We start from the raw sequence: 19,988 nt of genomic DNA on the forward strand, positions 1-19,988 counted from the left end.
TTAACGCAAAGCCGCAAAGACGCAAAGTGAATCTGGTGCTAAACCCTTTATTCTCTTTTGCTTTTCTTCGCGCCTTTGCGTCTTTGCGTTACATTCCGGTTTTACGCCTGAAGCTTCTTCAGCAGCAGCTCGTTCACCACGGCGGGGTTGGCCTTCCCCTTGGAGGCGCGCATGACCTGACCGACGAAGAACCCGAAGACGGTTTCCTTGCCGCCCCGGTACTGTTCGACCTGGCCCGGGTTGTTCTTTAGCACTTCGTCAACCATCGCCTCGATGGCGCCGGTATCGGAAACCTGCACCAGCCCTTTCTCCTCGACGATCTTCTCCGGCGCCTTGCCGCTCTTGTACATCTCGTCGAAGACGGTCTTGGCGATCTTGCCGGAGATGGTCCCCTTCTCCATCAGCTTCAGCAGGTCGGCCAGGAGCGCCGGCGTCACCGGGCAGTCGGTGATGGAGCGGTTGTTGTCCTCGTTGAGCGCGCGGGAGACTTCACCCATGACCCAGTTGGAGACGGTCTTCGCCTGCGGGAACAGGGCCACCGTCTCCTCGTAGTACTGCGCCAGCTCGCGGCTCGACACCAGCACCTCGGCGTCGTACTCGGGAAGACCCAGTTCCGCGACGTAGCGGGCCCGCTTCGCCTCAGGGAGTTCCGGCAGCGTGGCGCGCACGTCCTCGATCCACTGGTCCGGGATCAATACCGGAACGAGGTCCGGGTCCGGGAAATAGCGGTAGTCGTGCGCCTCCTCCTTGCCGCGCATGGAGCGGGTGGTGCCGGTGTTCGGGTCGAAGAGACGGGTCTCCTGGATCACCTTGCCGCCGTCGTCGAGGATCTCCGCCTGGCGCTCGATCTCGTACTCGATCGCCTGCTTGATGAACTTGAAGGAGTTGATGTTTTTGAGCTCCGCGCGGGTGCCGAAGACGGTGGAGCCGACCGGCATGAGCGAGACGTTGGCGTCGCAGCGGAAGCTACCCTCCTCGAGGTTGCCGTCGCAGATGCCGAGGTACATGACGATCTGGTGCAGCTTCTTGAGATAGGCGATGGCCTCGTCCGGCGAGCGCATGTCCGGCTCGGAGACGATCTCCAGGAGCGGCGTGCAGGCGCGGTTCAGGTCGACGCAGGAGTCGTCCACCCCGGGGATGTCCGCGTGCACCAGCTTGCCGGCGTCCTCCTCCATGTGGATGCGGGTGATGCCGATCCGTTTCTTCTCGCCCTCCACCTCGATGTCCAGGTGGCCGTGCTGGCAGATGGGGAGGTCGAACTGGCTGATCTGGTACCCCTTGGGGAGGTCCGGGTAGAAGTAGTTCTTCCGGGCGAAGACGTTTCTCTGGGTGATCGAGCAGTTGGTGGCGAGGCCGGCGAGGATGGCGTTTTCCACCACCTGCTTGTTGAGGACCGGGAGGGCGCCGGGAAAGCCGAGGCAGACCGGGCAGGTCTGCGAGTTCGGCTCGGCTCCGAAGCGGGTCGAGCAGCCGCAGAAGATCTTGGTGTTGGTGGTGAGCTGGGTGTGCACCTCAAGCCCGATGACAACCTGATATTTCATATGAGCTCCAAAAAACCGAAAGGCTGTTAACCGTTAGCCACGGAGAAAATCTGAGGAAATCTGAGAAAACCAAACACAAAGCTTTTGGGGTTACCCCAAAGTCTTTGAAGTCATTTGGTCACGGTTTGCTCCGAAGTTCTCAGATCTTCTCCGTGGCCAATGGTTTTAGGTTTTACAGCGGCGCCTTTTTCAGGTGCCACTGGGTCTCCCTCTCGAACGCATAGGCGGTGGAGAGGATGCTCGCTTCACCGAACGGCTTGCCGATCAGCTGCAGACCGATGGGAAGACCGGCGGCGCTGAAACCGGCCGGGATGCTGATGCCGCAGGTTCCCGCCAGGTTCACCGGAATGGTGAAGATGTCGGAAAGATACATCTGCAGCGGGTCGGCCAGTTTCTCCCCGATCTTGAAGGGGGGCGTCGGCGCGATCGGGGTCAGCAGTACGTCCACCTCGTTGAAGGCGTTCAGGAAGTCCTGCATGATCAGGGTCCTGACTTTCTGCGCCTTGACGTAGTAGGCGTCGTAGTAGCCGGAGGAGAGGGCGTAGGTCCCGAGCATGATCCTTCTCTTCACCTCCGGGCCGAAGCCTTCGGCGCGGGTCTTGGCGAACATCTCCTTAAGGCCGCGGGCGTCCTCGGCGCGGTGCCCGAAACGGACGCCGTCGTAACGCGCCAGGTTGGAGCTCGCCTCGGCGGTGGCGATCAGGTAGTAGGTGGCCACGGCGTACTCGGTGTGCGGCAGGCTCACCTCGCGCAGCTCCGCGCCCAGGCTCTTGTAGAGGGCGATCGCCTCGTCCATGGCGCGCTTCACATCCGGGTCGAGACCCTCGATGAAGTACTGCTTCGGGAGGCCGATCTTTAGCCCCTTCACGCCTGCCGCAAGGCCGGCGACGTAGTCGGGGACCGGGGTGTTCACCGAGGTGGAATCCTTCGGATCGTGCCCGGCCACGGCACCCAGAAGGAGCGCCGCGTCGGTGACGTCACGGGTGAGCGGGCCGACCTGGTCCAGCGACGAGGCGTAGGCGATCACGCCGTAGCGGGAGACCCTGCCGTAGGTCGGCTTCAAGCCGACGCAGGAGCAATGGGAGGCGGGCTGGCGGATGGAGCCGCCGGTGTCGGTGCCGAGTGTCGCCGTCGCGGTGCGCGCGGCGATGGCGGCGGCAGACCCGCCGGAAGAGCCCCCCGGGGTGCACTCGAGGTTCCAGGGGTTCTTCACCGGGCCGAAGTAGGAGGACTCGTTGGAGCTCCCCATGGCGAACTCGTCCTGGTTCAGCTTGCCCACGATGACCGCGCCCTGCTCCTTGAGCTTGGCGACCGCGGTGCCGTCGTAGGGGGGGACGAAGTTTTCCAGGATGCGGGAGCCGCAGGTGGTGCGGACCCCTTTGGTGATGAAGATGTCCTTGAGGCCGACGGGGATGCCGGTAAGGGGCGCCACGTCGCCGGCGGCGATGCGGCGGTCGGCGGCTTCCGCCTCGACGAGCGCCTGCTCCGGGGTGACGGTGATGTAGGCGTTCACCTGGCCGTCCACCGCCTCGATGCGCTCCAGCATGGCGCGGGTCGCCTCGACGGAGGAGACCTCCTTCGCCGCAAGCTTCTCGTGCAGCTCGTGTATGGTAAGGTCGAAAATTTCCATTGTAATGACTCCGGTCGGTGATAACTCCCTCCCCCCTGGCGGGGAGGGTCGGGGTGGGGGGGAGGTGCCACCGGCTATGCTTCGGGCAGCTTCACCCACCCCCCGGCCCCCTCCCGTCAAGGGAGGGGGAGGGAAAAGGCTATTCTATGACTTTGGGCACCCTGAAAAAGCTCTCCGCGCGCAGCGGCGCGTTGGCGAGGGCGGCTTCCACGCCGATCGAGTCGGCGGGCTGGTCGGGACGGAATGCGTTCTCCATCGGCACCGCGTGCGAGGTCGGGACGATCCCCTCGGTATCCAGTGCGTTCAGCTTCTCCACGTAGGCGAGGATGCCGTCCATCTGTCCGGTGAAGGTGTCCAGCTCGCTGTCGGAAAGCTCCAGGCGGGCGAGTCTCGCCACGTGCTCCACCTCACTTCTCGTGATCTTCATACCTGCTCCAAATGCGCCCAGGTCGGGCGTCGTGATGTTAAAAGATGTTCCCGGTTATTATCATGAAAGGGCTGAAAAGGCAACGGGACCTAGTCCGGAAGCACCAGCCCGGCTTCCGTGACGTTGGAGGGCGCGCTCTCTACGCTTTGCCCGTCGACGGTGGCGACGCTGGTCACGGCGTAGCTGTAGGTGATCCCGAGGATCACTTCCCTGTCCTGGTAGGTGTTGCCGGTCAGCGGCGCCTTGTTGAGCGGGGCGAGCGGCATCGGCTCCCCCTTTTTGCTCCGGTACACGTTGTACCCGGCCGCGCTCCCCTGTTCCGGGGGGAGCCCCACGAAGCTAAGCGTCACCTCGTTGGGCGAGCCTGCCGCCTCCAGCACGGGGGGGAGGGGAGGGGTGACCGCGGTGCGCCGCACCTTGTTGGAGTCCTTGCTCTGCGCGCCCTTCTGCGTGTAGGAGCGCACCTTGTACTGGTAGGTCTGCCCCTTTCTGAGGTCGAAGTCGTCGTAGATCCAGAGGCTCCCCACCTGGCGCACCCCTTGGGGGAGGTCGAGATCGACCCGTGCCAGCTGCTTGTACGCGCTCGGGCACTCTTCGCAGTCCTCCCCGGGAGGGAGCACGTTGCGCCGGTAGAGCAGGAAGCCGGAAAGATCCTCAAGCTTGCCCCCCTTTTCCTGTTTGCCCGGCCCGGTCCAGCTCACCTGGAACTCCGCCCCCTTCTGCGCCGCAGCCAGCGTGGCGATCGGCGCCGGGACCAGCGCCTCGGGCGGGATCAGCGCGCCTTTCTTGCCGCAGCCGGAGCAGACGGCGAGCGCGGCGGCCAGGAACAGGGCGGGCAGGATGCTACGGGAGGCGGCCATGGTTAGCGCCCTTCCTTGGCGCGGGCGATCTCGGCCTTGACCCGCTCGAGCGCCGTGCCGCCGGTCGCGCGGCGTGCGTTGACCGATGCCTCCAGGGTGATGGCGCCGAAAATGTCGTCCTCGATGCGGGGAGAGAAGATCTGCCACTCGGCCAGCGACAGTTCCGGGATGTCCATCTCGTTCTCGATGCAGTAGCGCACCGCCTTGCCGACGATCTCGTGGGCGTCGCGGAACGGGATCCCTTTCCGCACCAGGTAGTCGGCCACGTCGGTCGCGGTGGAGAACCCGGCGGCAGCGGCGGTCTTCATGCGCGCCTCGTTCACCTTCATCTCGCGCACCATGTCGGCGAAGATCTTCAGCGACCCTTTCACGGTGTCGATGGTGTCGAACAGCGGCTCCTTGTCCTCCTGCATGTCCTTGTTGTAGGCCAGGGGGAGGGACTTCATCAGGGTGAGGAGCGCCATCAGGTTGCCGTAGACGCGGCCGGTCTTGCCGCGCACCAGCTCCGGGACGTCCGGGTTCTTCTTCTGCGGCATGATGGAGGAGCCGGTGCAGAAGGAGTCGGAGAGGTCGACGAACTTGAATTCGCTGGTGGACCAGAGGATGAGCTCCTCCGCGAAGCGGGAGAGGTGCATCATCAGGATCGAGGAGGCCGCGCAGAACTCGATGGCGAAGTCGCGGTCGGAGACCGAGTCGAGCGAGTTCCTGGTCACCTCGGGGAAGTCGAGCAGTTCCGCCACGTACTCGCGGTCGATGGGGAAGGTGGTCCCGGCCAGGGCCCCGGCGCCCAGCGGCAGCACGTTGGTGCGCTTCAGGCAGTCCTCCATGCGCCCCTTGTCGCGCTTGAGCATCTCGTGGTAGGCCATCATGTGGTGCGAGAAGAGGATGGGCTGCGCGGTCTGCAGGTGGGTGAAGCCCGGCATCATGACCCCGAGGTTCTGCTCCGCCTGGTAGATGAGCGCGTCGATCAGCAGGTCGATGTAGGCGGAGATCTCCACCAGCTCGTCCCTGAGGTAGAGGCGGATGTCCAGCGCCACCTGGTCGTTCCTGGAGCGGCCGGTGTGGAGCCTCTTGCCCGCGTCGCCGATCTTCTCGGAGAGGCGCGCCTCGATGTTCATGTGGATGTCTTCCAGGGAGACCGAGAAGTCGAACTCTCCCGCCTCGATCCTGTCCAGGATCTCCCGGAGGCCGTGCACGATCTCCTCGACGTCCTTGACCGGGATGATCCCCTGCTTGCCCAGCATGGTGGCGTGGGCGATGGAGCCGCGGATGTCCTGGTGGTACAGGCGCTTGTCGAAGTTGATGGAGGCGGTGAACTCTTCTACGAACTTGTCGGTGGGCTGGGTGAAGCGGCCACCCCACAGCTTGTCTTTGGACATGTTGTTGGATCTCCCTGCTGCTTTTTAGTTCCCCCTCCGCAAGGGGAGGGGGGATGATTGTGTTGTTCTCCCCTTCCTGGGGAGGGAGCTGAATTCTTTGCTACGGTAGGCCTTGCTCCATCTCTCCCCCCGCCTTGATCCACCCGTCGTCGGTCCAGCGCAGCACCGAGTGCACCTTCAACGGCACCCGCGAACTCCTGGGGTCGAGCTCGTGGTAGAGCGGCAGGTTGAAGTAGAAAAGCCTCGTGCCGGTGCCGAACCTGAGCCTGCAGACCGGTGCGCCGTCGAAGTCGTCGCTGGCGAACTCCCGGTCCTTGAACGGTGACATCTTGTGCCTGCCGCTGATGATCACTGAAGCGACGCCGTAACAGCTCTGGCAGCGCACCCCCTCGATCTCGCTCTCGTCGGAGCAGTTGCCGAACACGGTCACCGTCTCGCGCACCCCCGGGGTGTCCTCCAGGTGCTCGCCGTAGAAGCCGGTCAGGACGTCCCGGTAGGCGCTGTGCTCGGGTTTCGGGTTGCACTGGATCACGAAGAGGGCGTCCAGCGACTGCCTCATGGTGAAGAAGAGCCGGTTGGCGTGATCGATGATCTGCTTGATGTTGGAGGAGTAGAGGTCCCGGTAGAGGTAATCAAGGCAGATGATCGTCATGAAATTGAAGCAGGCCGGCTCGCCGCGGAACAGGTAGAAGTGGCGCCCGCGGTACAGGTCGTGGTCCTTGTCGAGGAACTCCTCGCCCCGGAACGGGTGCGTCTTCGCTTCCAGGAAGACACGCAGGCGGCCGCTGGTCTCCTTGATGGCGATGCAGCACCAGTTCACCGGCATGCCGAGGATGTCGCCGGAGTCGATGTCCCGCTCCACGCATTCCAGCGCCTCGGCGTTGTCGTCCCTGAAGCGGGTCAGGAGCGCCCGGTACTGCTCCAGCCGGATCTGCTCCATGCCGAACATGGTGACCGTGTTGGGGCGGAAGCGCTCCGCGATCACGTCGAGCAGGTCGTCGAACCGGGAGAGCGGGACCGAGGTCTCCGGGAACATCAGGAAATGCAGCCGCTTCAGGTTACCCGCCCCCTCCGCCACCAGGTCGAGGACGCTGCGCACCATGCGCCACTGTTCCTCAGCGTCGACCAGCGAGTACAGGTGCTCGCGATGCTGCAGCCGGTTCGGGATCTGCGCGATGAGGCAGTGCAGGTGATGACCCAGAGGGAAATCGAGCTGGACATGTTTCTCGACGATCTTGACCATGGGCAGGGAACCCCGAATGACGATGGACAATGCAAAATTGACAATGAACAGCGAACTGCAAATGAAACCTTGTATTTAACGCAAAGACGCGAAGACGCTAAGACCCCAGGAAAGACCTTAAGGCGGATTGGGCGACTTTCCCCTTTGCGCCTTTGCGTCTTTGCGTTAACAAAAGCATTTAAAGCCTGCAACCCCAACAAGGTTGAACGGCGGGACGTCGTGTCAATCACCAGCCGTTGTCAATTATCCATTGTCAATTGACGTAAAGATCTTGCTCAGGATGAAGCGGGCGCCGGCGGGGATCTTGAAGTCCGGCAACTCGCCCGGCTCGACCCAGCGCGCCTCGGCCACTTCGTCCTGGTTGTGTTTCACGTCGCAGTAAAGCGGTGTGCAGCGGTAGTAGATGATGATGAAGTGGTAGTGGGCCTCGCCCGGCGTCACGTGCTCGAAGACGTCGATCAGCTCGCCCACTTCAACCTCGAGGCCGACCTCTTCCCATACCTCGCGCTTGAGAGCCGCCACGATCGGTTCGCCCAGGTCGATCTTCCCCCCCGGCATGACCCATTCCCCCTGGAACGGGGGGATGTTCCTCTTGGTGAGGAGCACCCGGCCATCGGAATCGATGATGACGGCGACCACCGAAGTGACTATGTGGCTGGCCTTGAAACCGTTTTGCTCCATATAAGCGGATAGGGGCACGAAAGCCTCGTGCCCCTATGACCCTCCTTTACTGCCTGTTCAGCTACTTGTTCTTGTTGGCCTGCATCAGGGAGCGGATACGCAGCCTCAGCGAGTTCAGCTTGATGAACCCTTCGGCATCCGCCTGGTTGTAGACCTGGTCCTTCTCGAAGGTCGCGAAGTCGAGGTTGAACAGGGAGTCGCTCTCGGACTTCCTCCCCACGGTGCGCACGTGCCCTTTGTAGAGCTTCAAGCGCGCCACGCCGTTCACGGTCTTCTGGGAGTCGTCGATCAGGCACTGCATCATCTCGCGCTCCGGGGAGAACCAGTAGCCGTTGTAGATCATCTCTGCGTAGCGCGGGATCAGGGAGTCACGCAGGTGCATGACTTCGCGGTCCATGGTGATCTGCTCGACCGCCATGTGCGCCTCGCGCAGGATGGTGCCGCCCGGGGTCTCGTAGACGCCGCGGGACTTCATGCCGACGGAGCGGTTCTCGAGGAGGTCGACGCGGCCGATGCCGTGCTCGCCGCCGATGGTGTTAAGGTGCGCCAGCAGCTCTGCCGGGGACATGCGCACGCCGTCGACGGCGACCGCGTTACCCTTCTCGAACTCGATCTCGACGTACTGCGGCTTGTTGGGCGCCTTCTCCGGAGCCTTGGTGAGCACGAACATGTTCTCGGGCGGCTCGAGCCAGGTGTCCTCCAGGATGCCCCCTTCGAAGGAGATGTGCAAAAGGTTGCGGTCGGAAGACCAGGGGCGCTTCTTGGTGATCGGGATCGGGATGTCGTTACGCTTGGCGTAGTTGATCAGCGCCTGGCGGGAGTTGAGCTTCCACTCCCTCCACGGGGCGACGACGGTGATGGCCGGGTTGAAGTGGTAGTAGGCCAGCTCGAAGCGGACCTGGTCGTTCCCCTTGCCGGTGGCGCCGTGGGAGACGGCGTCGCACCCTTCGATCTTGGCGATTTCCATCTGGCGCTTGGCGATCAGCGGACGCGCGATGGAAGTGCCCAGCAGGTAGGAACCCTCGTAGATCGCGTTGGCGCGGAACATCGGGAACACGAAATCGCGTACGAACTCTTCGCGCAGGTCGTCGATGTACACCTTGTCGGCGCCGGTCTTGAACGCCTTCTCGCGCACCGGCTCCAGCTCGTCGCCCTGGCCGAGGTCTGCGGAGAACGTCACCACCTCGCAGCCGTACTCGTTTTTGAGCCACTTGAGGATGATGGAGGTGTCAAGCCCGCCCGAGTAGGCGAGGACGATCTTTTTCACTTCTTTCTTTGCCATGGGTTCTCCTTATGCGTTGTTTTGTACTAGTTCTTCCAGGACAGGCAGCAGGTCCTTTTGCAATTCAGGCAGATCTTCCTGTACGGTGCTCCAGACGATTTCCAAAGCGATGCCGAAGTATTCGTGTATGAGTTTGTCCCGCATCCCGGCAATCATGCGCCAGGGGACGCCGGGGTATCTGCCCCTTATCTCTTCATCTATGTGCTTGGCAGCTTCCCCGAGAATCTCGAAGCCGCGTGTCACGGCATAAATGGTTTTCTTGTCGTTGCAGAACTCTTCATAGTTCATGCCTTGCGTGAACTCGAGGATGCTTTGCATCGCATCACTCATGTCTACCAGATAATCTCTGATATCCCTGGAGCTAGACATACTGCACTTCTTGCAGGATCACCCTGCCGATGTACGGCTTCAGAGCTTTGCGGGAAACCAGATCGACTTTGGTGCCACCGAAGAGTTCTTCCAGGTAGTACTCGAGCCTCATGAACTTCATCAGACCGATAGGACGGCTGAAGTCGACGAGTACGTCAACGTCGCTATCCTCCCGTGCTTCGCCCCTGACCACCGAGCCGAACACACCGATTTCGGCGACGCCGTATTCCTCGGCGAGCTCCGTCTTGTGGTCCCGGATGATCTCTTTGATCTCGTTCAGAGGTTTCACTTCAAAGCCTCCTTCAGCTTTGAAACTATTTCATCAGCGTGGCCATGATGGCCTTCTGCACGTGCAGGCGGTTTTCCGCTTCGTCCCAGACAACCGAGTTGGGGCCTTCGATGACCCCGTCGCTGATCTCCTCGCCGCGGTGCGCCGGGAGGCAGTGCAGCACCAGCGCGTCCTTCTTGGCGAGGGCGAGCAGCTTCTCGTCCAGCTGGTAGCCGGCGAAGGCCTTCTCGCGGATCTTCTGCTCCTCTTCCTGCCCCATGCTGGCCCAGACGTCGGTGTTCAGGACGTCGGCGTCCTTGGCGGCCTCCCTGGGGTCGCGGGTGACCACGATCTTCGCGGAGCCGTTCGCCTTGGCCCATGCCAGCACCTGCGGGTTGGGATCGTACCCTTCCGGGCAGGCGAGCGTCAGGTCGAAGCCGAAGATGGCGGCGGCCTCGATCCAGGAGTTGGCCATGTTGTTGCCGTCGCCGATCCAGGCGAACTTGAGCCCGTCGTAGCTACCCTTGTGCTCGATCACGGTGAAGACGTCCGCCATGATCTGGCAGGGGTGGTGCAGGTCGGTAAGCCCGTTGATGACCGGGATGGAGGCGTATTTCGCGAACTCCTCCACGGTTTCCTGGGCGAAGGTGCGGATCATGACGCCGTCGCAGTAGCGCGCCATGACGCGGGCGGTGTCCTTGATCGGCTCGCCGCGCCCCATCTGCGAGTCCTTGCTGGAGATGAAGAGCGGGTGCCCCCCCAGCTGGTACATGCCGACCTCGAAAGAGATCCTGGTGCGGGTCGACGACTTCTCGAAGATCATGGCCAGTGACTTCCCCTTGAGGAGGTGGTGCTCCTCGCGGTTCTTGGTCTTTGCTTTGAGGTCCTTGCACAGGGCGAACATGGCGTCCAGTTCGGCCTTGGTGAACTGGCTCAGCGCCAGGAAGTCTTTTTTCATATTCACTGGTTCTCGCTTCTCTTTTTAATTGGCCGACAGGCGGCTTACGGCTGTTTATTCATACTCCCTCTCTTTGCCAGAGGGACGGGGCTCTATCCCCCCTCCCCTTGCGGGAGGGGGCTAGGGGGTGGGGGCAGGTGCCACCTCGACCGCTGTCGGCAGCTTCACCCACCCCCCGACCCCCTCCCGTTAAGGGAGGGGGAGGGATTAGCTACAGTTCGGCGAGGATCTCCCTCAAGGTGGCGATCATCTCGTCCACTTCCTTCTTGCCGACGATGAGCGGCGGAACGAAGCGGAGCACCTTCTCCTGGGCGCAGTTCAAAAGGAGCCCGCGGGAGAGCGCGGCCTTGACGATGTCGCCGCCGGGGATGGCGAGTTCCACGCCGATCATGAGGCCGATGCCGCGCACCTCGGTGATCAGGCTCGGGAACTTCTTGCCCAGCGTCTCCAGTTCGCCCATCAGGTACTCGCCGATCTCCTCGGTGTGGTTCAGGATCCCTTCCTCCTGGATGGCGCGTACCGTGGCCACCGCGGCGGCGGTCACCAGCGGGTTGCCGCCGAAGGTGGAGCCGTGGGTCCCCGGGGTGAAGGATTCCGCCAGCTTGTCGGTGGCGAGCATGGTCCCGATCGGGGCTCCGCCGGCCAGCGCCTTGGCGAGGGTCATGATGTCCGGGGTGATGCCGAAATGCTGGTGGGCGAACATCTTGCCGGTGCGTCCCATCCCCACCTGGACCTCGTCGAAGATCAGGATCAGGTTGTTCTCGTCGCAGATCTTGCGCACTTCCTGGAAGTAGGAGGCGTCCGGTACCACCACGCCCCCCTCGCCCTGGATCGGCTCCAGCATCACGGCGCAGGTGCCGGGTCCGATGGCATCGCGGAGCGCCTGGGCGTCGTTGAAGGGGATGTGGCGGAAGCCGTGCAGGAGCGGATCGAAGAACTTCTGCACCTTCTCCTGGCCCGTGGCGGAAACGGTGGCCATGGTGCGGCCGTGGAACGAGGAGATGGCGGTGATGATCTCGTAACGGTCGAGCCCGTACTTCTCGCGGCTGTACTTTCTGGCCAGCTTGATGGCTGCCTCGTTCGCCTCGGCGCCCGAGTTGCAGAAGAACGCCTTGTTGGCGAAGGAGAGGTTGCACAGGAGCTCGGCCAGCTCGATCTGGCTCGGGATGTGGTAGTAGTTCGAGCAGTGGATCAGCTCCGCCGCCTGCTTGGCGAGTGCCGCGGTGACCTTGGGGTGGCAGTGCCCCAGGTTGTTGACGGCGACCCCGGCCAGGAAATCGAGGTAGCGTTTGCCGTCCGCGTCCCAGAGGTAGCACCCCTCGCCCTTCACCGGCACCAGCGGGTACCGTCCGTACGTCTTCATGATGTATTTGTCAGCCTTCTCGATCCAGGCAGATGAATTCATATCTAGCTCCTTAAAAGCGGGACTAGGGCCCCCAATCTCCAGCCCCTAGCCCCTGCAGTTACGCCTGTATCTCCGTCCCGATCCCGACGTTGGTGAAGATCTCCAAGAGGATGGCGTGTTCGATCCGGCCGTCCACGATGTGGGCCTTCTTGACCCCGGCGGCAAGCGCGTCGGTGCAGCAGGTCACTTTCGGAATCATGCCGCCGGTGACGGTGCCGTTTTCGATCAGCTCGGGGACATCGGCCAGCGGGATGCTCGAGAGCAGCTCCCCTTCCTTGTCCTTCACGCCGGAAACGTCGGTCAAGAGGATCAGCTTCTCCGCGCCCAGCGCAGCGGCAACCTTGCCCGCCACGACGTCCGCGTTGATGTTGTAGCTCTGCCCGTCGCGACCCACACCCACCGGCGCGATGACCGGAATGAAACCACCCTTCTCCAATGCCTGCAAAATGGCGGGGTTCACTTCGACGACGTCGCCCACAAAGCCGATGTCGACCATCTCGACCCCGCCGTCCTCTCGTCGGATTTCCTGGAGCAGCTTCTCGCAGAGCAGGAGACTCCCGTCCTTGCCGGAAAGACCGGCGGCGCGCCCGCCGTGCTGGTTTATGTAACCCACCACCTCGCGGTTCACCTGGCCGGTCAGGACCATCTCTACGACACCCATGGTTTCGCCGTCGGTGACGCGCATCCCTTTGACGAACTCGGACACTATCCCGTAGCGCTTCAGTGTCTCGTTGATCTGCGGACCACCGCCATGCACTACCACGGTGTTGATGCCGATGTATTTGAGCAGGATGATATCAAGGGCAAAAGACTTTCTCAGCTTCTCTTCTGCCATGGCGTGCCCGCCGTACTTGATGACGATGGTCTTCCCCGAGAAACGCCTGATATAGGGAAGAGCCTCCATGAGTGTGCTCGCCTTCTCTATGAGATGCTGCATGAGTGCCTCTTCTAGCGTTAATTAGTGCACAGAAAGTCGTTAATATAGCAGATAGGGGGAAATAATCAACTTCAAACAGGGGGAAGCCTCAGGGTTTTCAGGGGCTTTGGCTGGTTTTGCTGGGGAGGGTGATGACGACCCGGGTGCCGACGTTTTCCTCGCTGTCGATGCTGACGGTGCCGCCGTGCATACGGATGAACTCGCGCACGTAGAACAGGCCGAGCCCGAAGCCGCGCACCTGGCCGGTATGTTCGGCGTCGACCTGGTAGAACTTCTCGAACAGCTTGGGCAACTGCTCCGTGGGGATGCCGATGCCGTTGTCCTGGACGGTGATCTCGCACTGCCCCTCGAGGTTTCTGAGAGTGACGCAGACGATGCCGGTTTCCTTGGAGAACTTGATGGCGTTGTCGATTACCTGGCGCACCGCAAAGCTGATCTTGTCGCGGTCCAGCATCATCTCGGGGACCGTGTCCTGGGTGATGTGGGTGGTCACGCCGGGGCGGTCGGAAAGTTCCTGGGCTTCCTGCAAGAGTTTGGGGAGCAGCAGGTTGAGGGTGCAGGGCTCAAGGTGCAGCCCGGCGCCACTGTCCATGACCGAGGAGAAGGTGAGCAGGTCGGTGACCAGGTTCCCCAGGTAACAGGCCTCGTTGTAGATCAGCTTGATGTGTTCCTTGGCGCCGTCGTCGGAAGGGTCGATGATCCCGGCGGCGAGGTTCTGCAGGAACAGCGATATCGAGGTGATCGGGGTGCGGAACTTGTGGGAGACGAGCGACAGGAACACGGTCTTGAAGCGGTCCAGGTTCCTCAGGTTGGCGATCTCTTCCTTGAGGGCCTTCTTCACCAGCGCCTTGCTGATGGCGCTCTTCAGCTGCAGCAGGTTGAGCGGTTTGGTGATGAAGTCGTCCGCATCGGCCTTCAAGGCCTTGAGGATCAGGTCCTTGTCCGCGAAGCCGGTCATGATGATCACCACCATGGTCGGCTCCCGCTCCTTCAGCTTCTTGAGCAGCTCGATGCCGTCCATCCGGGGCATCATGACATCGCTGAGGATGACGTCGATGCCGCCGCGCAGGAAGATCTCGTACGCCTCCTGCCCGTCCGCCGCCTCGACTATGTCGTAGTCGTTGAGCACTCTCTTGCAGAGGTCGCGGATCACCCCTTCATCGTCGACGATGAGGATGGTCTTCTTGTCCTGCGAAAGCTCCTGGCTGTTGTGGGCGGTCAGTTCGAGCATAGGGATGTCCCGGTTGTGCTGAATTATCTGCCTGTTTTGCTTCTCGCCTGGTTAGTCGCTATCTTCCCCCTCCTGGGGAGGGGACGACGGTCGAAGCTCCTCCCCCGGAGGGGGAGGGGGGAAGGGGCCGGATGATCTACCCTACGATGCGGTACACGGCCTCCAGCGCCTCGGCGAGGTTCTCCGGCTTGGTGCCGCCGGCCTGGGCCAGCTCCGGCTTGCCGCCGCCGTTGCCGCCGACGATCGGCGCGATGGCCTTGATGATGTCCCCCGCCTTCCAGCGCGAGGTGAGATCGGAGGTGACCGCGACCAGCAGGTTCGCCTTGGCGGCATCGCCGGCGCCGAGCACGATGATGCCGGAGCCGATCCGCTCCTTGAGCGTGTCGGAGAGCTCACGCAGCCCCTTGGCGTCGCCGTCGACCTTGACGGCGAGGATCTTGATGCCGTTTTGCTCGCGCACCTGCTGGATCAGGTCGGCGGACTTGGAGGCGTTCAGTTTCGCCTGCAGCGTCTCGAGCTCCCTCTGCAGTTCGCGCTGGCCGGCCAGGAGCTTCTCCACGCGGTCGAGGGGGCTGGCGCCTTCGGCCTTCAGCAGTGTCGCGATCCCGCGCTGCTCGTCTTCCATCTGGTGCACCACGGCCAGTGCGCCATGCCCGGTCTGCGCCTCGATCCTCCTCACGCCGGCGGCGATGCCCGCCTCCGAGATGATCTTGAAGAAGCCGATCTCGCCTGCGCCATGCACGTGGGTGCCGCCGCACAGCTCGGAGGAGACCTCGCCCACGCGGACCACGCGCACGATGTCGCCGTACTTCTCGCCGAAGAGCGCGGTGGCGCCCGCGGCCATGGCCTCGGCGGCCGGCATCTCGCGGGCGTCGACGGCATCGTTGGCCATGATGTGACCGTTAACCAGGATCTCCACCCGGCGGATCTCCTCCGCGGTCATCGGGCTGAAGTGGGTGAAGTCGAAGCGCAGGCGGTCCGGGGTGACCAGGGAGCCGGCCTGCTTGACGTGATCGCCCAGCACTTCGCGCAGCGCCGCCTGCAGGAGGTGGGTCGCGGTATGGTTTCTCGCGGTGGCGGTGCGGTTCGCCGAGGCGACCTTCAGATCGACGGCCTCTCCGTTGCGGATGTTGCCGGACACCACCTTGCCGCGGTGCACGATGAGATCGGTGAAGGGGCGGGTGGTACTTTCCACCGCGACGTGCGCCGCCCCGGTGGAGATGGTGCCGGTGTCGCCCGCCTGGCCGCCGGACTCGCCGTAGAAGGGGGTCTTGGCGGTGACGATTTCGACCTCGTCCCCGGCGTTGGCCTCCTCGACCAGGACGCCTCCCTTCACGATGGCGCTCACGGTGGAGTATGCGGTCTGCTCGGCATAGCCCACGAACTCGCTCGTGATGCCGGAGCCGTGCAGCTCCTTGTAGATGGCGGCGAGCCCCTGCTCGCCGGAGCCCTTCCAGTTCTCCCTCGCCTTGACGCGCTGCTTCTCCATGCAGAGGGCGAAGCCGTCCTCGTCGAGGGTGAGCGCCTCCGCCTCGACGATGTCTGCGGTCAAGTCGACCGGGAAGCCGAAGGTGTCGTAAAGCTTGAAGATCACTTCGCCGGAAAGCACCGTCTCGCCTTTGGCCTTGAGCGCCGCGGTCTCCTCGTTGAGGATGGCGAGGCCGCGGTCGAGGGTCTCGATGAAACGCTCCTCCTCCGCCTTGATCACCTTCTTCACGTAGTGTTCGCGCTCGAGGAGTTCCGGGTAGGCGTCGCCCATCATCATGTTGACGGCATCGACCACGCGGTACAGCATCGGCTCGGACACGCCCAGCATCTTCGCGTGACGCGCGGCGCGGCGCATGATGCGGCGCAGCACGTAGCCGCGCCCCTCGTTGGAGGGGAGCACGCCGTCGCAGATCAGGAAGGTGGTGGCGCGGGAGTGGTCCGCGATGACGCGCATGGAGACGTCGTCCTTCTCGTCGGCCCGGTATTTCTTGCCGCAGATCCCCTCGATGTGGCGGATGATCCCCTGCAAGAGGTCCGTGTCGTAGTTGGAGGTTACCCCCTGCATGACGGCGGAGATGCGCTCGAGCCCCATGCCGGTGTCGACGGAGGGTTTCGGGAGCGGCGTCAGGGTGCCGTCCTTGTCACGGTTGAACTGCATGAAGACGTTGTTCCAGATCTCCATGTAGCGGTCGCAGTCGCACCCCACGGCGCAGTCCGGGGAGCCGCAGCCGGTGCCGGGGCCGTTGTCCCAGAAGATCTCGGAGCAGGGGCCGCAGGGGCCGGTGTCTCCCATGGACCAGAAGTTGTCTTTCTCGCCGAAGCGGTAGATGCGCTCGCGGGGCACTCCTTCCTGGTGGTGCCAGATGTCGGCGGCCTCGTCGTCGTCGTTGTAGACCGTGACGTAGAGGCGGTCCTTGGAGAGGCCGAGATCGACGGTGAGCAGTTCCCACGCGTAGGCGATCGCTTCCTTCTTGAAGTAGTCGCCGAAGGAGAAGTTGCCGAGCATTTCGAAGAAGGTGTGGTGGCGCGCGGTGCGGCCGACGTTTTCCAGGTCGTTGTGCTTGCCGCCGGCGCGGACGCATTTCTGCGAGCTGACCGCCCTGATGTAGTCGCGCTTTTCAAGGCCCAGGAACACGTCCTTGAACTGGTTCATGCCTGCGTTGGTGAACAGGAGGGTGGGGTCGTTCTTCGGGATGAGGTTCGAGCTCTCCACCAGGGTGTGACCCTTTTTCTGAAAGAAGTTGAAGAACTGCGCCCGGATCTCTTTGCCTGTCATAAAAAAACCTCAGTAAAATGGAATATCTGAACCTGGTAACGGTTGTGCGTTGTCATTCTCCCTCTCCCCCCGGGAGAGGGGCGGGGTGAGGGCGCTCCTTCCATCACGTACGCCGGCCCGGGGGATCGCTCCCCATGGCACTTCCCTCACCGAGGCCACCCTCTCCTGCAGGGCGGGATGTGGGGCGGGCGAATGATCATTCGCCCCTACAGGTGCTGTGTGCTCCACACCTTTCCCGGGACCATCGCCTCAGTAGGGGCGAATAACTATTCGCCCGCCTTCAATCCTCGTGCGCCTTCAACTCGCGGAAGATGGCGGAAAGCGAGAACCCCTTTCTCTGCAGGTACCCCACGATGCGCCGCTTTTCCTTGTCGGAAGCCGTGGCGGCGTCGAAACCGGGATAGCGCCGCTCCATCAGCTGCGCCAGCAGCCCGGCCTCGCTGTACTCCTGCGCCAGCTCGTCCAGCACCTGGTTCACGATGGCACCCGCGACGCCGCGGCGAGAGAGCTCCAGCTTCAGCCTGGGGCCGACCCCCTTGCCGTTTCTGAGCGCCGAAGAGGCATAGCTGCGGGCGAAGCGCAGGTCGTCCAGGTAGCCCAGCTCTTTCACGCGGGCCACGCTCGCCTCGATCTCCGGTTCTTGGTACCCCTTGGCGGAAAGCTTCTTTCTGAGCTCCCCCTCGGAATGGTCGCGCAGGGTCAGGATGCGGAGGCAGCAGTCGAAGGCCGTGCCGCGCTGCACCTAGTACTTCTCGATGACCAGCTCCTTGTCGCCACCCTCGGCCGGCGCTTCCGCTTCCTCGAAGTTGTCCCAACTGGAGTCGGAGGTGGAGGAGATGCCGGAGACCTTGAGAGCGAAGTCGTCTGGATTGCTGGACTGGCGCAGGGCCTCTTCGTAGGTGATCAGCTTCCTGCTCAAAAGCTGCATGAGCGACTGGTCGAAGGTCTGCATCCCGTAGCTGGTATGCCCCTGGGCGATGGCGTCCGGGATCTGCTTGGTCTTTTCCTTGTCGTCGATGCAGTCCCTGATACGGGCGGTGCCGATCATGACCTCGACCGCGGGAACGCGCCCCTTGCCGTCGATGCGGGGCACCAGGCGCTGCGAGACGACTCCCCTCAGTATGCCGGCCAGCTGCATCCTGACCTGCCTCTGGTGGAAGGGGGGGAAGACGGAGATGACCCTGTTCACCGTCTCGGCGGCGTCCAGGGTGTGCAGGGTGGAGAGGACCAGGTGGCCGGTCTCGGCCGCGGTGAGCGCGGTCTCGATGGTCTCGTAGTCGCGCATCTCGCCCACCAGGATGACGTCCGGGTCCTGGCGCAGAGCCGAGGTGAGGGCCTTGCCGAAGGTGAGCGTGTCGAAGCCCACCTCGCGCTGGCTGATCAGGCTCTTCTTGTCCTTGTGCAGGTACTCGACCGGGTCCTCGATGGTGATGATGTTGCAGGTCCGGTGCTCGTTGATGTAGTCGATGATGGAGGCGAGCGTCGTGGACTTGCCGGAGCCGGTGGTGCCGGTGACGAGGATCAGGCCACGCTGCTCGAGCGCCAGCTTCTTCAAGACCGGCGGCAGGTTGAGCGTCTCCAGCGTCGGGATGGCGATCGGGATGGCGCGCAGCACCATCGCGACGGTCCCGCGCTGGGCGAAGGCGTTGACGCGGAAGCGTCCGAGACCCGGCACGCCGTAGGAGAGGTCCGTCTCGTAGTTCTCCTCGAAGATCCGCTTCTGGCGCTCGTTCATGATGGAGAAGGCCATGTTCCTGACCGCCTCGCTGGAGAGCCTTTCAGCGTTGGGGATGGCACGCAGGGAGCCGTCGATCCTGACGATGGGGGGAAGTCCCGCCTTCAGATGGATGTCCGACCCCTTCGCCTTCATGGCTATGGCGAGGATCTCGTTGAGTTGCATGGTTTAGGCTGCGCCGGGTGCTGGGGCGTCTTGTTCTGGAGCGGTGAGTTTGGCCCTGATCTCTTCGGTGATTTCCGGATGCTCCTTGAGGAAAAGCCGGGAGTTTTCGCGTCCCTGGCCGATGCGCTCCTTGCCGTATGAGAACCAGGCGCCGCTCTTCTCCACCACGTTGCGCTCGACGGCCAGGTCGAGGACGTCACCTTCCTTGGAGATCCCTTCGCCGTAGAGGATGTCGAATTCCACTTCCTTGAACGGGGGCGCCACCTTGTTCTTGACCACCTTGACCCGCGTTCTGGAGCCGATCATGTCGTTGCCCTGCTTGAGGGCCGCGATCTTTCTTATGTCCATGCGCACCGAGGCGTAGAACTTGAGCGCGTTGCCGCCGGTGGTGGTTTCCGGGTTGCCGAACATGACGCCGATCTTCATCCTGATCTGGTTGATGAAGATGACGCAGCAGTTGGACTTGGAGATGATGCCGGTGAGTTTCCTGAGGGCCTGGGACATAAGGCGCGCCTGGAGCCCCATGTGCGAGTCCCCCATGTCACCCTCGATCTCCGCCTTCGGGACCAGGGCGGCGACGGAGTCGACCACGAGGACGTCGATGGCGCCGGAGCGGACCAGCGTTTCGGCGATCTCGAGGGCCTGCTCGCCGGTGTCCGGCTGGGAGACCAAGAGGTCGTCGGTCTTGACCCCCAGTTTCCTGGCGTAGCCGATGTCGAGGGCGTGCTCCGCGTCGACGAAGGCGGCGATGCCCCCCAGCTTCTGGGCCTCGGCGATGACGTGGAGGGCGAGGGTGGTTTTACCGGAGGATTCCGGTCCGAAGATCTCGATGACGCGGCCGCGGGGCACGCCACCGACCCCCAGCGCCAGGTCCAGCGAGAGGGAACCGGTCGGGATGGCCGCCACGTCCGGGAGTGCCTCCTCGTTGCCGAGCCTCATGATGGCCCCTTTGCCGAACTGTTTTTCGATCTGGCTCATGGCCAGGTCGAGGGCTTTTTCCGCTTTTTCCTTGTCGAGCATCCTTTATATCTCCTTAGCCTTGTCAGGCGCTGTTTTGAGTCTGGTTCTGGAACCAATCACACATAACACAACTAAAACCGCAAAGGCAAATGC

Annotated in this window: 18 protein-coding genes; all 18 read right to left on the reverse strand. The window is 62.9% G+C overall.

Annotated features, from left to right (window positions below; genetic code table 11):
- Window positions 1–101: 101 nt before the first annotated feature.
- Entirely contained in the window at window positions 102–1,541 is a 1,440-nt protein-coding gene (gene gatB, locus KP001_RS18805; protein ID WP_217287066.1) for an Asp-tRNA(Asn)/Glu-tRNA(Gln) amidotransferase subunit GatB, read from the reverse strand.
- Window positions 1,542–1,713: 172 nt separating this feature from the next.
- Window positions 1,714–3,171: an Asp-tRNA(Asn)/Glu-tRNA(Gln) amidotransferase subunit GatA gene (gene gatA / locus KP001_RS18810; protein ID WP_217287067.1), complete on the reverse strand. Its 1,458-nt coding sequence runs from the start codon at window positions 3,169–3,171 to the stop codon at window positions 1,714–1,716.
- Between the two features lie 139 nt (window positions 3,172–3,310).
- On the reverse strand, window positions 3,311–3,598 hold the full coding sequence (gene gatC / locus KP001_RS18815) for an Asp-tRNA(Asn)/Glu-tRNA(Gln) amidotransferase subunit GatC (RefSeq protein WP_199390778.1): 288 nt from the start codon (window positions 3,596–3,598) through the stop codon (window positions 3,311–3,313).
- An 89-nt stretch (window positions 3,599–3,687) separates the two neighbouring features.
- Window positions 3,688–4,458, reverse strand: coding sequence for a fibronectin type III domain-containing protein (locus KP001_RS18820; RefSeq protein WP_217287068.1), 771 nt, complete (start codon window positions 4,456–4,458; stop codon window positions 3,688–3,690).
- Between the two features lie 2 nt (window positions 4,459–4,460).
- Window positions 4,461–5,837 carry an argininosuccinate lyase gene (gene argH / locus KP001_RS18825; RefSeq protein ID WP_217287069.1) on the reverse strand — a complete coding sequence of 459 codons (1,377 nt, stop codon included), beginning with the start codon at window positions 5,835–5,837 and terminating at the stop codon, window positions 4,461–4,463.
- A gap of 100 nt (window positions 5,838–5,937) precedes the next feature.
- Window positions 5,938–7,080: a hypothetical protein gene (locus tag KP001_RS18830; protein ID WP_217287070.1), complete on the reverse strand. Its 1,143-nt coding sequence runs from the start codon at window positions 7,078–7,080 to the stop codon at window positions 5,938–5,940.
- A gap of 243 nt (window positions 7,081–7,323) precedes the next feature.
- Complete coding sequence (locus KP001_RS18835; RefSeq protein ID WP_217289656.1) at window positions 7,324–7,761, reverse strand: NUDIX domain-containing protein; 438 nt, start codon at window positions 7,759–7,761, stop codon at window positions 7,324–7,326.
- Between the two features lie 61 nt (window positions 7,762–7,822).
- Complete coding sequence (locus tag KP001_RS18840; protein WP_217287071.1) at window positions 7,823–9,043, reverse strand: argininosuccinate synthase; 1,221 nt, start codon at window positions 9,041–9,043, stop codon at window positions 7,823–7,825.
- A 9-nt stretch (window positions 9,044–9,052) separates the two neighbouring features.
- Complete coding sequence (locus tag KP001_RS18845) at window positions 9,053–9,412, reverse strand: HepT-like ribonuclease domain-containing protein (RefSeq protein WP_217287072.1); 360 nt, start codon at window positions 9,410–9,412, stop codon at window positions 9,053–9,055.
- Entirely contained in the window at window positions 9,405–9,701 is a 297-nt protein-coding gene (locus KP001_RS18850; RefSeq protein WP_217287073.1) for a nucleotidyltransferase family protein, read from the reverse strand. The genes KP001_RS18845 and KP001_RS18850 overlap by 8 nt, the downstream gene beginning before the upstream one ends.
- Before the next feature lie 25 nt (window positions 9,702–9,726).
- Window positions 9,727–10,638: an ornithine carbamoyltransferase gene (argF, locus tag KP001_RS18855; RefSeq protein ID WP_217287074.1), complete on the reverse strand. Its 912-nt coding sequence runs from the start codon at window positions 10,636–10,638 to the stop codon at window positions 9,727–9,729.
- Window positions 10,639–10,849: 211 nt separating this feature from the next.
- Window positions 10,850–12,043 carry an acetylornithine transaminase gene (locus KP001_RS18860; protein ID WP_217287075.1) on the reverse strand — a complete coding sequence of 398 codons (1,194 nt, stop codon included), beginning with the start codon at window positions 12,041–12,043 and terminating at the stop codon, window positions 10,850–10,852.
- Window positions 12,044–12,101: 58 nt separating this feature from the next.
- The gene (gene argB / locus KP001_RS18865; protein WP_217287076.1) at window positions 12,102–12,980 is read right to left on the reverse strand and encodes an acetylglutamate kinase; all 879 of its coding nucleotides are present in this window, start codon (window positions 12,978–12,980) and stop codon (window positions 12,102–12,104) included.
- A 97-nt stretch (window positions 12,981–13,077) separates the two neighbouring features.
- The gene (locus KP001_RS18870; protein ID WP_217287077.1) at window positions 13,078–14,211 is read right to left on the reverse strand and encodes a hybrid sensor histidine kinase/response regulator; all 1,134 of its coding nucleotides are present in this window, start codon (window positions 14,209–14,211) and stop codon (window positions 13,078–13,080) included.
- Window positions 14,212–14,347: 136 nt separating this feature from the next.
- Window positions 14,348–16,975: an alanine--tRNA ligase gene (alaS, locus tag KP001_RS18875; protein WP_217287078.1), complete on the reverse strand. Its 2,628-nt coding sequence runs from the start codon at window positions 16,973–16,975 to the stop codon at window positions 14,348–14,350.
- Window positions 16,976–17,255: 280 nt separating this feature from the next.
- The gene (locus KP001_RS18880; protein WP_217287079.1) at window positions 17,256–17,717 is read right to left on the reverse strand and encodes a regulatory protein RecX; all 462 of its coding nucleotides are present in this window, start codon (window positions 17,715–17,717) and stop codon (window positions 17,256–17,258) included.
- On the reverse strand, window positions 17,718–18,875 hold the full coding sequence (locus KP001_RS18885; RefSeq protein ID WP_217287080.1) for a type IV pilus twitching motility protein PilT: 1,158 nt from the start codon (window positions 18,873–18,875) through the stop codon (window positions 17,718–17,720).
- Window positions 18,876–18,878: 3 nt separating this feature from the next.
- On the reverse strand, window positions 18,879–19,895 hold the full coding sequence (recA, locus tag KP001_RS18890) for a recombinase RecA (RefSeq protein ID WP_217287081.1): 1,017 nt from the start codon (window positions 19,893–19,895) through the stop codon (window positions 18,879–18,881).
- Window positions 19,896–19,988 lie beyond the last annotated feature (93 nt).

Source organism: Geomonas subterranea, from assembly GCF_019063845.1.
Lineage (GTDB): Bacteria > Desulfobacterota > Desulfuromonadia > Geobacterales > Geobacteraceae > Geomonas > Geomonas subterranea.